Source organism: Clostridium sp. UBA2485, from assembly GCF_002341865.1.
In the GTDB taxonomy this organism is placed as follows: domain Bacteria; phylum Bacillota; class Clostridia; order Clostridiales; family Clostridiaceae; genus Clostridium_J.
Genome location: NZ_DDOV01000081.1, coordinates 116767 through 130009, shown reverse-complemented (window position 1 = coordinate 130009; position 13243 = coordinate 116767). Strand labels below are relative to the sequence as shown.

23 protein-coding genes are annotated in these 13243 nt (G+C 29.3%); all 23 read left to right on the top strand.

Annotated features, from left to right (window positions below; genetic code table 11):
- Complete coding sequence (locus B3603_RS16955; protein WP_291567092.1) at positions 1-819, top strand: hypothetical protein; 819 nt, start codon at positions 1-3, stop codon at positions 817-819.
- Complete coding sequence (locus B3603_RS16950; RefSeq protein WP_291567090.1) at positions 807-1715, top strand: AAA family ATPase; 909 nt, start codon at positions 807-809, stop codon at positions 1713-1715. Before B3603_RS16955 ends, B3603_RS16950 begins: the two co-directional genes overlap by 13 nt.
- 36 nt (positions 1716-1751) lie before the next feature.
- Positions 1752-2138, top strand: coding sequence for a hypothetical protein (locus B3603_RS16945; RefSeq protein ID WP_291567089.1), 387 nt, complete (start codon positions 1752-1754; stop codon positions 2136-2138).
- A gap of 42 nt (positions 2139-2180) precedes the next feature.
- Positions 2181-2723: a hypothetical protein gene (locus B3603_RS16940; protein WP_291567087.1), complete on the top strand. Its 543-nt coding sequence runs from the start codon at positions 2181-2183 to the stop codon at positions 2721-2723.
- Positions 2724-2791: 68 nt separating this feature from the next.
- A complete protein-coding gene (locus B3603_RS16935; protein ID WP_291567085.1) occupies positions 2792-3001 on the top strand; it encodes a hypothetical protein in 210 nt (69 codons plus the stop codon).
- A gap of 54 nt (positions 3002-3055) precedes the next feature.
- The gene (locus B3603_RS16930) at positions 3056-3721 is read left to right on the top strand and encodes a hypothetical protein (RefSeq protein WP_291567083.1); all 666 of its coding nucleotides are present in this window, start codon (positions 3056-3058) and stop codon (positions 3719-3721) included.
- Positions 3722-3724: 3 nt separating this feature from the next.
- Positions 3725-3931, top strand: coding sequence for a hypothetical protein (locus B3603_RS16925; protein ID WP_291567081.1), 207 nt, complete (start codon positions 3725-3727; stop codon positions 3929-3931).
- A 2-nt stretch (positions 3932-3933) separates the two neighbouring features.
- A complete protein-coding gene (locus tag B3603_RS16920) occupies positions 3934-4146 on the top strand; it encodes a hypothetical protein (RefSeq protein WP_291567079.1) in 213 nt (70 codons plus the stop codon).
- Positions 4147-4182: 36 nt separating this feature from the next.
- On the top strand, positions 4183-4482 hold the full coding sequence (locus tag B3603_RS16915) for a hypothetical protein (RefSeq protein ID WP_291567077.1): 300 nt from the start codon (positions 4183-4185) through the stop codon (positions 4480-4482).
- A gap of 8 nt (positions 4483-4490) precedes the next feature.
- On the top strand, positions 4491-4679 hold the full coding sequence (locus B3603_RS16910; protein ID WP_291567076.1) for a hypothetical protein: 189 nt from the start codon (positions 4491-4493) through the stop codon (positions 4677-4679).
- 356 nt (positions 4680-5035) lie between these two features.
- Complete coding sequence (locus B3603_RS16905; protein ID WP_291567074.1) at positions 5036-5314, top strand: hypothetical protein; 279 nt, start codon at positions 5036-5038, stop codon at positions 5312-5314.
- A 45-nt stretch (positions 5315-5359) separates the two neighbouring features.
- Positions 5360-6031, top strand: a complete 672-nt coding sequence (locus B3603_RS16900) for a hypothetical protein (protein WP_291567072.1) — start codon at positions 5360-5362, stop codon at positions 6029-6031.
- 38 nt (positions 6032-6069) lie between these two features.
- Complete coding sequence (locus B3603_RS16895; protein ID WP_291567070.1) at positions 6070-6432, top strand: hypothetical protein; 363 nt, start codon at positions 6070-6072, stop codon at positions 6430-6432.
- The gene (locus B3603_RS16890; protein ID WP_291567068.1) at positions 6386-6679 is read left to right on the top strand and encodes a hypothetical protein; all 294 of its coding nucleotides are present in this window, start codon (positions 6386-6388) and stop codon (positions 6677-6679) included. The genes B3603_RS16895 and B3603_RS16890 overlap by 47 nt, the downstream gene beginning before the upstream one ends.
- Before the next feature lie 40 nt (positions 6680-6719).
- Positions 6720-6890, top strand: coding sequence for a hypothetical protein (locus tag B3603_RS16885; RefSeq protein WP_291567067.1), 171 nt, complete (start codon positions 6720-6722; stop codon positions 6888-6890).
- A 21-nt stretch (positions 6891-6911) separates the two neighbouring features.
- The gene (locus tag B3603_RS16880) at positions 6912-7127 is read left to right on the top strand and encodes a hypothetical protein (RefSeq protein ID WP_291567064.1); all 216 of its coding nucleotides are present in this window, start codon (positions 6912-6914) and stop codon (positions 7125-7127) included.
- Between the two features lie 70 nt (positions 7128-7197).
- Positions 7198-8139: a DNA cytosine methyltransferase gene (locus B3603_RS16875; protein ID WP_396152109.1), complete on the top strand. Its 942-nt coding sequence runs from the start codon at positions 7198-7200 to the stop codon at positions 8137-8139.
- Between the two features lie 232 nt (positions 8140-8371).
- On the top strand, positions 8372-8587 hold the full coding sequence (locus B3603_RS16870; protein ID WP_291567060.1) for a hypothetical protein: 216 nt from the start codon (positions 8372-8374) through the stop codon (positions 8585-8587).
- Positions 8588-8731: 144 nt separating this feature from the next.
- A complete protein-coding gene (locus B3603_RS16865; RefSeq protein ID WP_291567058.1) occupies positions 8732-9016 on the top strand; it encodes a hypothetical protein in 285 nt (94 codons plus the stop codon).
- A 684-nt stretch (positions 9017-9700) separates the two neighbouring features.
- Complete coding sequence (locus B3603_RS16860) at positions 9701-9913, top strand: hypothetical protein (RefSeq protein ID WP_291567056.1); 213 nt, start codon at positions 9701-9703, stop codon at positions 9911-9913.
- Positions 9910-12057, top strand: coding sequence for an anaerobic ribonucleoside-triphosphate reductase (gene nrdD, locus B3603_RS16855; protein WP_291567054.1), 2148 nt, complete (start codon positions 9910-9912; stop codon positions 12055-12057). The genes B3603_RS16860 and nrdD overlap by 4 nt, the downstream gene beginning before the upstream one ends.
- Position 12058: 1 nt before the next feature.
- Complete coding sequence (nrdG, locus tag B3603_RS16850; RefSeq protein WP_291567052.1) at positions 12059-12562, top strand: anaerobic ribonucleoside-triphosphate reductase activating protein; 504 nt, start codon at positions 12059-12061, stop codon at positions 12560-12562.
- A 17-nt stretch (positions 12563-12579) separates the two neighbouring features.
- Positions 12580-13149: a dUTP diphosphatase gene (locus B3603_RS16845; RefSeq protein WP_349676826.1), complete on the top strand. Its 570-nt coding sequence runs from the start codon at positions 12580-12582 to the stop codon at positions 13147-13149.
- Positions 13150-13243 lie beyond the last annotated feature (94 nt).

Here is a 13243-nt window from a genome sequence, read left to right as displayed (position 1 = left end):
ATGGACAAATATAGTAGAATTATGAACAGATTACAAGAGAATTACAATGTTGTTGTTGAAATGGGTTATGAAATCGTTGGGATATTCCTGCAAGGAAGCCAAAACTACCAGTTAGATTATGAGGGTAGTGATATTGATTGTAAAGCAATTATTTTACCAAAGTTCAATGACTTTGTATTAAATAATAAAATGGTAAGTACAACTCATGTTCTTGAAAACAATGAACATATTGATTTGAAAGATATTAGATTAATGTTTGATTGTTTCAAAAAGCAAAATATAAATTTTATAGAAATATTATTTACTAAATATAAGATTATTAATCCCAAGTATGCAGCATTATTCCAAGAGTTACTTGATAACAACGAAATGATAGCTCGTTATAATAATTATGCTTCAGTTAATTGTATTAGTGGTATGAGTCTAGAAAAATATAAAGCTTTAGAACACCCATATCCTGCTACCATAGAAAAAATTAAAAAATTTGGATATGATCCAAAGCAACTTCATCATATTATCAGGCTTAATGAATTTATTCAAAGATACATTAGTGGTGAATCGTACAAAGATTGTTTAATTTCTAAAAATACAGATTATCTAATAGCGGTAAAGAAGGGTATTCATTCGTTGGAAGAAGCAAGGAAAATAGCTAAGATGTTATCCGAGGAAACTGTTAAGATTAAAAATGATTATATGGATAGCAATAAACCTATGATAAATAAAGTAGTCGAAGACATTTTGAATAAGGTTTTATTAAATATTATGAAGTTTAATTTTAAATCAGAATTAATGGAGGTGAATACTATATGCCAAAATTAATTATGATGATTGGGCTTCCTGCAAGCGGAAAATCAACCTATGCTAAAGAAATATCTAAGAAAGAAAATGCAGTAATAATATCCTCTGACAGTATGAGAGAAGAATTATATGAAAATGTAAATGATACAGAGCATAATACAGAACTATTTATCGAAATACATAAGAGAATAAAAGAACATCTGAAAAATGACATAAGCGTAGTGTATGATGCCACAAATATAAATTACAAAATGCGTAAGGCATTCTTAATTGAACTAAATAAAATAAATTGTTATAAAGAATGTTATTTCATGGCTACTCCATATGAGAGATGTTTAGAACAAAATAATATAAGAGATAGAAAAGTACCTGAGCATGTTATTAAAAGAATGTATAAAAACATTTTTATACCTCAGTATTATGAGGGTTTCGATAAAATACATATAATTAAAAATTTTGATCCTAATGATTTTGATACTCATATATTGTTTAATGGTCAAAATGGGTTGAACAATATTGTTCAAGATAATCCACACCATACATTGACTATAGGAAGGCATTGTCAAAAATGTTCTATGATATGTGAAGAATTAAAAAATGATTTTACATTAAATATAGCAGCACTCTATCATGATATAGGAAAAAGATTTACTAAAGAATTCAAAAATACCAAAGGTGAAAATACAGATATAGCACATTATTACCAACATCATTTAGTTTCAGCATATGATTCATTATTTTATTTGCAAAGAGTAAGCCAAGAAGATTTATTAGAAATAGTAAAATATATAACTTGGCATATGCAGCCATTCTTTTTAGAAACAGAAAAGGCTAAGAATAAATTTATTAAATTAGTAGGAAAAGAATTTTATGACAATTTATTAATACTACATAAATCTGATGTGTTGGCTAAGTAATTAAATTAAAAATATTAAATAATGGAGGTTTTAAAAATGAATTATTTTGAAAAAAGACAATTATTCTTAGAGGACTTAAAAGATATGACAGACAGTGAGGTTAGAGAGCATTTAATTGAAGACTACGAAACCACAAAAGAAGAAGTAGACAAATACGATATATTAATAGCATATGAAAGTGTAGGTTCATGGGGATGTGATAGCAATTCATTCTTTCTTTTAAAGAACAGAGAAGATGGAGAGTATTATCATACATATGGAAGTCATTGTTCTTGCTATGGATTTGAAGGACAATTTGAACCAGAAGAGACAACAATAAAGTATTTACAATCTGAACATTTTAGTTTCTATTGTGGCGGATATGATGACAATAGTGATTACAATCAAAAAATGGTACATGAATACATAATGAAATTAAATTAAAAATATTAAATAATAAAATTTAATTAAGAGGAGAGATGAAATATGAATCCATATAATAACAATAATAATTTAAAAAGAGAAGAACTGTCTTTTGAAAATTTTTTAAATCATATGTTAAATGAAATAGGTGAAAAAATTTTTACAACGGAGAATCGAGAGAATACAAATAACAAGATTGAAAGAGCAAAAATAGAGATTCCAACTGAAGACAAGAAAGACGAGTACATACCACAAATTGGTGATGAAGTGTACGTTCTTGATTATGTAATAGATGGAGAATCTAAGAGATTAATAGGAGATATTGTAGCTGATGTTGAGTTATATGATTGTTACCAAGTTAAAATAAGCGAAATAAATGCTATATATGTGCCTAAGAATCTTGTAAAAGTAATTAAGAAGAAAGAAGAGAAAATTTCAGGATTAGAAGAAGAATTGGATGAATTATTTGATAAGCAGCGTAAATTATTAGAAACAATAGAAAAATCAGAATCGGAAGTAACGAAATTAAATAAGTCAATAGAAAATAAACATAATGAGTTAAGAAAATTGAAAGGCAAAGAGGAGATATCGTATACTAAAAGGTAATTTATACACGACCTATTGTGCTAATATAGGATATTCAGCAAAAGAATTATAAGAAATAGGAGGATTAAATGAAAGTTTATGTTTTGGAGTATGACTTAGAAATCATAAAAATGTATTCACCAGGTGGAACTGAACATAGGAGAGAGTCTTATTTGGACATGGTAAATTTCATAAATGCAGTAAAACGCAGTCAGAACAAATGGTATATATCCAATATAAAAACTTATGTAGGTGAAGCTGAAGAAATTGACATTGAGAAAGTATTAAATCCATTTTAAATAGAATTTAAGTTTTATACAAATAAATTACAGTTGTTCTGAAGGAGAATAAGAATGAATAGTATATATGAGTTTACAGAAGATTTTATGGACTTTAAGAAGGGGGTACAACGCAAAAAAGGAGAAGTAGCTCTTATTGAAGATGGATTAGTGAGAGATATGAAAGGTAATCTAATTTTTCATTTGACTTCTTATAATGCTGGGAAATATGGAAGAATTAAAATGATTAAGGAGAATGGTAATATGAATAAATCAGATTTAAAAGCAGGAATGGTTGTAGAATTAAGAAACGGAGAAATGTATACAGTAATTGAAATTGATAATAAAAAGCTAATATTCGATAATAATATTTTTTTTAATTTAGGGTTTTGGGGTGATGATTTAACCTATAAAGATAGTTGTGATGATGATATTGTGAAGGTCTATAAATCTAAACATGATAATTGGATGCCTAAAAACCATAAATATATTACAGAAGAGGATTTACTATGGAAGAGAAAACCAGTTAATAAACACTCTCTAATTGAGATAATGCAAAGATATAATGGTGAGGGAACGATATCAATTAGAACCAATGATAGAGCAGCATTTGAAAAATTAGACTATGTATTAGCATATATGGTTAACTATGAACCTAGTGATAATATACCAAAATTATTTTTAGAGGAGAAATGGCTACTTGAAGATGAAAGCATATTAAATGTGGAGGAAACGGTCTAAGAGATGATAGATAAAGGTGTTATGGAGTTTTTAAGAACACGTTTTAGAACAGACCTAGACAAAGAATTTAATGATATGGTCAAAAGCATATTAAAGCAATTAGAAGAGCCACAAGAGTTAGAAAAAGAAAGACTACTAAATGTTTTAAAGGATGATTTAATAGGAACGATGGAGAACATACAAGGATTTAGAATATTCGAGGAGGTTTGAAAATGTTTGAAATTCTGTGCTATACAAAGATAGGAGATAAGCAAATAGCCACATTAAGAACGCCTATAGTTCCTAGAATTGGAGAGAAGATAGACATAAATATATCAGACGCAGATAGTATTTATAAAACAACTGGTAAAATATGTGATATAGAGTACAGATTTGATAGGAATAGTATATTAAAACATATATTAGTATTTTTAGATAGAGGTTAATTACATATTTCAAATATATTATAGAGGAGAGATTATATGCAAATTAATATACCAGATGAAACAATTGAACAAATGGTTAAAGAGCAAGTAAATATAAGTGTACGGAAACGCATAAAAGAAATGCAAGGAAATTACACAAGTAAGGGTTATATAGAGAATATAATAAGCGAAGTTATATGGGACAAGATATTAAAATTATGTCCAGATGTTGAAAAGTATATTAAGAGTGAAGTGGAAAGATGTGTAGACCATGCTTTTAGTAGGCAAGGTGAATTGAACTTTACTAAAAGACAGTTGGTAGAAGAAATAGTTTCTAATCTGCTAGAAGAACTTTAAGTCACGCTATGATTATTATACGAATTATTGAAGAGGGGGAGAAGGTATTGCCTAATAAAGAAAAAGAAAATGAATATAAAATATATGAAGAAGATGGGACAATTACAGAATGTGCTGATATAGATGATATGACCGACTTTGCCAATACATTATTACATCATGGTTGCAAAGAGTTAAGATTAATAATAACCGATTAGTTCATAGTGAGTTCGAAAGTCTCACGCAGGGTGTGGCAGAGGAGAAAAGGCAAAGATAACCTCAAAGTCTTACCTATTCCTATTAAGTTAAATAATAAAAGAGTAGCTATAAGCTACTCTTGTACAAGATATATCTTTAATGATATTAATATTTAAATACATCTCATGTTATAGTTCAATATTAATCTTGTACATATATAGAGTATCACAGGAGAGGAAACAATGGAAGAAAAATAAAAAAATACAGTTTTATTTAAAAAGGGCGGGAACAATAGTAAGTTAGTTTATAAGACGATATAGGGGTGTCATCTTGTGATTAAATTGTGCATTAAATATGATTTAAGGAGAGTATTTTTATGATAGTATGTAAAGATGATTTTAAAATTCCGATTGAGTTACAGGGAGAAGATGTGCATGATATGCTCTGTATTTTTGACAATGAAGATGAGGCAGTAGATTATATTGTAAAGGAATATAAAGTAGATAGGAATTCATTCGTATTAGAATTGCATGAAGAAGATTTTATGCGAGATGAATTTGGCAAAGAAAATTATTTAAGAACAGCCTCTATTTCTTCATCTCTCCATTTAACAGAACTGATGAGTGGAGAATATATACTTTGGAAAGCATTTTAATCTTCGCGTTAAAAATAAACTGTGACTTAAAGGGAGGATATTGAAATGGATAATAAAGAAATAACATTTATTGATGTATTGCTTACAGGTGATGCATCAGGAGCAATAGAAAGAAGTGAGAAAAGAGAGCAACAAATAATTGTTGAAAATCAAAGGTTGCCGATTAAAAGTAATGACCATTCAGTACCTTGTGAGATAAGAAGAGTTGGCGTTAATAATAGTATGGAATGGGAAGAACAGTTTAAAATTGAAGAAGACAATAATAAAAAATGGACTAAAGAACGATACGAAAAAATGGGTATAAAGATTATTGATGAATATGATGATTTATTTTTCAATGTTATTCTGCCTAATGGTTGGGAAGTTAAACCAACTGGTCATTCAATGTGGAATGATGTGTTTGATAATAAAAAGAGAAAAAGAATCTCTTTCTTTTATAAAGGTGCTTTCTATGATAGGGATGCTTTTTCAAATTTTGAAAAAAGATATTCTTATAGAATAATGCCTTTTGATGATTATATAACAAATGCTTCATATGAGGAACGTATGGCAAAAGAGCAATATGGAGTTGTTTATGACTGTGAAAAGGAAATATATAGAACAACAGGAATTGTAAGCAAAGATTATTGGGATAAAAGGTTAGAAACTCAAAGCGAAGATTATCTAAATTTAAATTATCCAAATTGGAAAGATATAAATGCTTATTGGAATAATTAATTTCACAATACAAATATAATGTGATGAAGAGGTGAAGTATGAAAGTTTTATTTGATGAAGAATATTTAGAATTAAAAATGATTGTACATAAGAAGGAAGATATTAAAATTATTAAAGATGCAATATATAAATATCCTGTTACATGGAATACCATAAGAAGAATGCTTTTGTGTGGATTAGAGGCAAGTCAAATTAAAAATCTGTGTGGCAAATGGTATAAGGGTGGATACATTATATCCGATATGTGGGATATTATAGAGAGTTGTATACAACAATTTAAAGTTGACAAGCAAACAGCTATAAATGAGATTAATGAGTTGCTAGAAATTCATCAAAAAAGAGGAGGAGCTGTATATGGCAATAAAAATAAAAGATATAAAGAATTTAATAAAACAATATGAAGGTGAGACTACATTAAATGATTTATTAAAAAAGATACAAAAAAATAAAATACATAAATGCCCTAAATGTAAAGGTGAAGGAGAAAACATTGTTAAGTACAATGCATATCCGAAAGGCTTGCCAGATAGTCGTTGGGTTGAAGACTGGAAATATAAAAATGTTGAATGTGACTTATGCAATGGTGAAGGTTATACAGAAAAAGAGTACAAACCTAGAATGATTCAACAAGGCTGGGAAACAGTTTAATTTGAATATGTTAATTATAAAATAGAAAGAAGGAATTAAAATGAAAAATTATGCATGTAGTAAATGTGGAAGTGTTGATGTATTTATAGACCCTAGAGATAACCAAACAGCGTTAGTATGCGGTGATTGTGGTAAATGGCTTAAATGGATAAGTAAAAAAGAGTTGTCTTTAGTTAAAAGATTTATAGAAAATATTAAAAATATTAAATAGAGTTCAAAGGAGTAGGTTTATATGAAAAGTTTTAAAGAAACAATATGTTTCCATAGAGAAAAGGAACAGAATTGGAGCATAGAAGATAGAGGTGTAGAGGAAGGATTTAAAAATAGCGATGATTTAGTATATCTAGGCTATGAAGTAGAAATGGAAGTTGAGGTAAGGGAAGATATGAAACATAAGGTTTATAAAATTAATGGCGTGGACGTATCTGATAAAGAAATATATGTTTAATCATAAATAATGAAAATATTAAATAATTGTAAAACAATAAATTCATTACAAAAGAAGAGGGGTGGATAAAATAATAAAAATATTAGAACTTTTTGGAGGAATAGGAAGTCCTAGAATTGCTCTTAGAAATCTAGGAATACCAATTAAGGCAATTGACTATGTGGAGATAGATGAAAAAGCGGTTAGAAGCTACAATGCAATGTTTGCTAAAGAACTGGAGTATAAAACACAGACGGTGGTTGGATATAATCTTAGACCAGATATATTGATACATGGTAGTCCATGCCAAAGTGTAAGTATAGCAGGGAAACAAGAAGGGGCAGACGAAGGCTCTGGAACTGAAAGTAGTCTTATGTGGGAAACAATCAATATAATTAAACAGATGGGTGACTGGAAGCCTAAAATTGTTATTTGGGAGAATGTTAAGGGCGTGTTAAATAAGTCCATGATACATAACTTTAACAGATATTTAGATGAAATGGAAAAGATGGGTTACACTAATTCTTTTGAAGTATTAAATGCTATAGACTTTGGACTTCCTCAAAATAGGAATAGGGTATTTACAGTGTCATGTTTGGGTGGACTCTCATTTAATTTTGATACTTTAGAAAGAAAGCAAGCTCCACATATAGAAGAATTCCTACAACCTAATAGTGAAGTAGATGAAAGCTACATAGTTACTCAGCCAAGTATTTTAAGTGCTATAGGTAAAAAGGGAATAAAAAGAGCAACAATAATTGAAGATTATAGTTACACAATAACTGAACGGCAAGACAGATGTCCTGCACAAGTTATTGATTTAGGAAATGGATTATATAGATTTTTAACTGAATTAGAATGCTGGAGACTTCAAGGCTATTCAGACGAGGATTTTTATGCAGCAGCTAAAGTCAATACTAGAAGAACTCTATATAAACAGGCAGGAAACTCAATCCCTGTTACTATTTTCGAAAGCATATTCAGGCAAATGATTAGAGAACAATATTTAGATCTTGAAATAAATACATATTAATTAAATTGGAATTGAAGGGGTTTAAAGCCCTCTCCAATTACTTAAGTAGTCTGTAAATATTAATAGCTGTATTTACAATAGTGCAAGTTAGTATTATAACATCCTTTAAGTCCACACGATCACCTCCTATTTTCTGTAGTTGATTCATTATAGCGATGTCAAGTGCAGAAAATAACAAGTTTTGTGTTTGACCATGTTCTATGTTTATTAATTAATGAAATGAGGTGTATATATGGAAGAATGGAGCTTACTACAATGTCTCGACTGTAACTTTCCTTACTTAGTTCCAGCAAAAGAATATATTGAATTAATAAATGGAGATAGCCCCTTTATGACCTGTCCTAAATGTGGCTCAAATCAAAATGTAAGTAGAGATGCTTTTAAATATCATGTAAACATACCACTGAAAGTTAAAAAGGTCACAAGATATATAATAACTGAGAAATAAGTGTGTTGAATGATTTAGGATTTAAAGTTAAATTGTTAAAAAATAAATAATTAAAAATATTAAATTAATTATTGACAATACAGGAAAATCATAGTAAGATAAATACATAGAAAATAATAATAAAAAGAAAGGAGCTGGATCACAATGAATGAAAATGATGTTCTTCAATACATTCAAGACTATTGCAATGATAATGAAGAAGAAGTAATAATTGAAGGAAATAGAATACTTGATGATATAGAAAATGGAAGGTTTGTTGAAAATTTTAAATTGTCCCTAGAAGAGTATGCTGCTAAGTACAATAAATGTCCTGAATGCGGTAGAGAGCTAAAATACAATACATATACAGATGAAAGAGAATATCAAGGATTCCCTACAAGTGAGGTATTCTACAATAAATATTGTCCTGTGCATGGAGATTTGAGCTAGATAGAAAGGATGGTTTTTTGAATAAGCGATTAGTCAATAGTATATTGGGGTTGTTGGTAATATTAAATATATACTATGTGAATAAGGATTATAAGACCAATAAAAGTTTAAAATTATACAAGCAAGAAGCAGAAAAGCTTCAAGACCAACAGAATAAGGAAATACATAACTTACAAAACTTATTGAAAACAAAAGATAAAGAAATAAAGGATATAAATGCAAAATTACAAGCTACAATTAAAGATAAGGTAGAAAAAGAGCAGAAAATAAGTGAGCTAATAAATAAAACAGAAAAAGCTTCAAGGGGTGGAGATATTACAGAATCTAAAACTATCACAGTCCACATAACTTATTATACAAATGCGAATNNCGGCATTAGAAGGTGGAGAACTTGATAGGGTTGGTAAACCATTGACATCTCATGAAGAAAGTATTTGTGCTATGCCTAGTGATGTACCTTATGGTAGCAAGCTAGTGATAGATGATATAGGTGAGCTGAGAGTTGTGGATACAGGTCAAGCTATGCAATGGTTAAATGCAGAAAAGACAGAATGTCTTATAGATATATTTGTTCCTAATGTCACAACAGAATGGCTCAATAGTAATACTCAAAAGAAAACTAAGAAAGCAATTTTATATCTAAATTAATATAAAAATATTAAATCAATAATTGGAGGTGTTAGCATGGAACTTACTAGAAGGGAGGACGAAGAAAGACTAAAAATACATAGAATGAGAATACAAGAATTCTATAAAAAAATGAACGAACAGTTTAAAAATAATATAGATGAAATCCTAGTGGATTTTATCTGCGAGAATGACTTAGATGAAGAGTGTGATATTCAATATTGGTTAAGAAAATATAGCGAAACGTTGAAAGAGAGGCTGATTAAATGAAAGTAATTAAAAGAGATGGACGAGAAATAGACTTTGATAAAAAATATATAACCACAGCTATTCTAAAAGCTGTGTCAGACTCAAAAAAAGACAATGTAGATAATTATTGTTTAAGTGCTGAAGATTTTGAATTTGCAAGTAAAATATCAGATGATATAGAGAAATATATAATTAAGAACGATTTAGAGGAAATACATATAGAGGAAATACAAGATATTGTTGAGCATAAATTAATGTGTAGTGCCAAGAAAGAAGTAGCAAAGTTATATATAGGATACAGAAAGCTAAGAAATGAAAAAAGAAATGAGCTTAAAGATTTAGATAGGCAAATCTCAGAACTTATAAATTTAGAAGGAGAATATGTTAAAGCAAATGCAAATAAAGACGCAAAAGTATTCAACACTCAAAGAGATTTATTAGCTGGTGTAGTATCTAAAGATTATGCAATGAGACAATTATTACCTAAAGATATTGTAGAAGCACATCTTAAGGGTGAAATATACTGGCATGACGCTGATTATAGCCCATTCTTACCATATTACAATTGCATGTTAATTGATTTTGAAAGTATGCTTAAAAATGGATTTACTATAGGTAATGCAGATGTAGAATCACCTAAAAGTATAGAAACTGCAACAGCTCTGGTTGCACAAATAGTAGCAAATGTATCAAGTAATATTTATGGTGGAACAACGTTTAATAGAGCTGATGAAGTTTTAGAACCATATGCAAAATTAACATATGAAAAGCATTTAAATGATGCTTACCACTATGTAAATAAAGATAAAATAGAAGAATATGCGATAGAAAAAACAAAGAAGTCAATCTATAATGCAATGCAATCACTAGAATATGAGATAAATACGTTGTTTAATAGCAATGGACAGACCCCCTTTTTTACTATAGGATTTGGATTAGGCGAAAGTTGGATATGTAAAGAAATACAGAAATCAATATTACAAATAAGAATAAATGGTCTAGGGAAAAGTAAAAAAACTGCAATATTCCCAAAATTAATTTTTACTTTAAAAAGAGGACTGAATTTGAAACCAACCGATCCAAATTATGATGTTAAGCAACTAGCTTTAGAGTGTTCTGTTAGAAGAATGTATCCAGATATATTATCTTATGACAAAGTTATTGAAATTACAGGCAACTTTAAAGCACCTATGGGCTGTAGAAGTTTCTTAAGTAAGTGGATTGATGAAGATGGTAATGAAATTAATGAAGGTAGAAACAATCTAGGTGTTGCAACTCTAAATATCCCAAGAATAGCATTAGAAAGTAAAGGAGACAAAGATGAATTCTGGAAAATATTTAATCAGCGATTACTTTTATGTAAAAAGGCGTTGCTATATAGAATATCTACATTAGAAAGAGCTAAGGCTAAAAATGCACCAATTCTATATATGTATGGAGCAACAGGAAAACGACTAGCAGCAGAAGAAGGTGTAGCTCATATATTTAAGAATGGAAGAGCTAGTATATCATTAGGATATATAGGTTTATATGAAACAGCTACAGTATTCTATGGCGGTGAATGGGAAACTAATCCTGAAGCCAAAGAGTTTACAATAGATATAATGAAAAAGTTAAAAGCGGCAACAGAAGATTGGAAAAAAGAAACTGGCTATGGATTCTCAGTCTACTCTACTCCTGCTGAAAGCTTAACTCACACCTTCTGTCAAAAGGATCTAAAGGACTTTGGAGAAGTAAAAGATATAACAGACAAAGGATATTATACAAATTCATTCCACTATGATGTAAGAAAGCAACCGACTCCTTTTGAGAAGATAGATTTTGAAAAAGATTATCCTTATTACTGCAATGGTGGATTTATACATTATTGTGAGTATCCATCTATAATAAATAATAAAGAAGCCTTGGAAGCAGTATGGGACTATTCATATGATAGGATAGCATATTGGGGAACAAATACTCCAATAGATGTATGTTATGAATGTGGATATGAAGGCGAGTTTATCGCAACTAATGATGGATACAAATGCCCTCAATGTGAGAATAATAATCCAATGACTACATCTTGTACGAGACGCCAGTGTGGATATTTGGGCAATCCTTTACAAAGAAAATTGATTAAAGGAAGACTTTTAGAACAACAAAATAGAAAGAAGCATATATAATATGAACTATGCAAAACTAATAAACTGTGATTTTGTAAATGGATTAGGCATTAGAATAACTCTTTTCATAAGTGGTTGTAAGAAGAATCCAAAGTGTAAAGATTGTTACAATCAGAAAGCATGGAGCTTTGACTACGGAGAAGAATTTACACAGGTAACATTTGATACTATAATTAAATGGTTGACCCCCAAAGAGATAAAAGGATTATCTTTACTCGGTGGGGAATGTATGGACAATTTACAAGAAGATTGGTTAATTAATTTAACTAAACAAGCAAAATCTATGGGGAAAGATATTTGGTGCTGGACTGGATATTTATATGAAGATTTAATTAAAGATGCTAGAAAGGTGGAATTTTTAAAGAATTTAGATGTATTGGTAGATGGTGAATTTATTCCCGAACTGAAAAATATGTCATTAAAATTTAGGAATTCAAGCAATCAAAGAGTTATAGATATTCAGAAGAGTTTAAAACAAGATAAGGTAGTATTATGGGTGGAGTAAGAAGGGAGAATACATCAATGAAATGCATAAATATAAAATATTTTAATCAAGATGGAATAGAAATTGAGAAGATTGAAAAAGGTGATTGGATAGATTTAAGATGCCAAGGAGCTAAGTTAATTACTGTTAAAAATAGAATAGATGAAATAACTATGGATAAAGCATTGTTAATTAGAGAAACTGAAACGACTATGAAGTCAATTGAAAAGGGGTATTTCAAGGAAAACGGAGAACTAAAATTAGTAGAGTTTTTCAGATATAAAAAAGGTGAATTTTTACTGCTTGATTTAGGGGTAGCTATGGAATTGCCAAAAAACTATGAAGCACATATTGTTCCAAGAGGATCTACCTTTAAAAATTTCACTATAATAGAAACTAACTCTATGGGAATCATTGATGAAACCTTTAAAGGTGATAATGACAAATGGTTCATGCCTGTATTGGCTATGCAAGATGGCTTTATAATATTAAATGAAAGAATTTGCCAATTTAGAATATCAGAAAAGATGGAGTCTATAGAGTTCAATAAAGTGAATAAATTAAACAATGAAGATAGAGGTGGTCATGGAAGCACAGGAGTTAAATAAAAAGTAAGTAAACTTAGATATAAAAGATATATTAGGGTTAGATAACTTCTAATCCTAATATGCTAAATTTAAAATATTAAATTAATTATTTAAA

Coding starts and splice junctions, on each gene's coding strand:
- B3603_RS16955 (WP_291567092.1), top strand. CDS start 1: ATGGACAAATATAGTAGAATTATGAACAGATTACAAGAGAATTACAAT.
- B3603_RS16950 (WP_291567090.1), top strand. CDS start 807: ATGCCAAAATTAATTATGATGATTGGGCTTCCTGCAAGCGGAAAATCA.
- B3603_RS16945 (WP_291567089.1), top strand. CDS start 1,752: ATGAATTATTTTGAAAAAAGACAATTATTCTTAGAGGACTTAAAAGAT.
- B3603_RS16940 (WP_291567087.1), top strand. CDS start 2,181: ATGAATCCATATAATAACAATAATAATTTAAAAAGAGAAGAACTGTCT.
- B3603_RS16935 (WP_291567085.1), top strand. CDS start 2,792: ATGAAAGTTTATGTTTTGGAGTATGACTTAGAAATCATAAAAATGTAT.
- B3603_RS16930 (WP_291567083.1), top strand. CDS start 3,056: ATGAATAGTATATATGAGTTTACAGAAGATTTTATGGACTTTAAGAAG.
- B3603_RS16925 (WP_291567081.1), top strand. CDS start 3,725: ATGATAGATAAAGGTGTTATGGAGTTTTTAAGAACACGTTTTAGAACA.
- B3603_RS16920 (WP_291567079.1), top strand. CDS start 3,934: ATGTTTGAAATTCTGTGCTATACAAAGATAGGAGATAAGCAAATAGCC.
- B3603_RS16915 (WP_291567077.1), top strand. CDS start 4,183: ATGCAAATTAATATACCAGATGAAACAATTGAACAAATGGTTAAAGAG.
- B3603_RS16910 (WP_291567076.1), top strand. CDS start 4,491: ATGATTATTATACGAATTATTGAAGAGGGGGAGAAGGTATTGCCTAAT.
- B3603_RS16905 (WP_291567074.1), top strand. CDS start 5,036: ATGATAGTATGTAAAGATGATTTTAAAATTCCGATTGAGTTACAGGGA.
- B3603_RS16900 (WP_291567072.1), top strand. CDS start 5,360: ATGGATAATAAAGAAATAACATTTATTGATGTATTGCTTACAGGTGAT.
- B3603_RS16895 (WP_291567070.1), top strand. CDS start 6,070: ATGAAAGTTTTATTTGATGAAGAATATTTAGAATTAAAAATGATTGTA.
- B3603_RS16890 (WP_291567068.1), top strand. CDS start 6,386: ATGGCAATAAAAATAAAAGATATAAAGAATTTAATAAAACAATATGAA.
- B3603_RS16885 (WP_291567067.1), top strand. CDS start 6,720: ATGAAAAATTATGCATGTAGTAAATGTGGAAGTGTTGATGTATTTATA.
- B3603_RS16880 (WP_291567064.1), top strand. CDS start 6,912: ATGAAAAGTTTTAAAGAAACAATATGTTTCCATAGAGAAAAGGAACAG.
- B3603_RS16870 (WP_291567060.1), top strand. CDS start 8,372: ATGGAAGAATGGAGCTTACTACAATGTCTCGACTGTAACTTTCCTTAC.
- B3603_RS16865 (WP_291567058.1), top strand. CDS start 8,732: ATGAATGAAAATGATGTTCTTCAATACATTCAAGACTATTGCAATGAT.
- B3603_RS16860 (WP_291567056.1), top strand. CDS start 9,701: ATGGAACTTACTAGAAGGGAGGACGAAGAAAGACTAAAAATACATAGA.
- nrdD (WP_291567054.1), top strand. CDS start 9,910: ATGAAAGTAATTAAAAGAGATGGACGAGAAATAGACTTTGATAAAAAA.
- nrdG (WP_291567052.1), top strand. CDS start 12,059: ATGAACTATGCAAAACTAATAAACTGTGATTTTGTAAATGGATTAGGC.
- B3603_RS16845 (WP_349676826.1), top strand. CDS start 12,580: ATGAAATGCATAAATATAAAATATTTTAATCAAGATGGAATAGAAATT.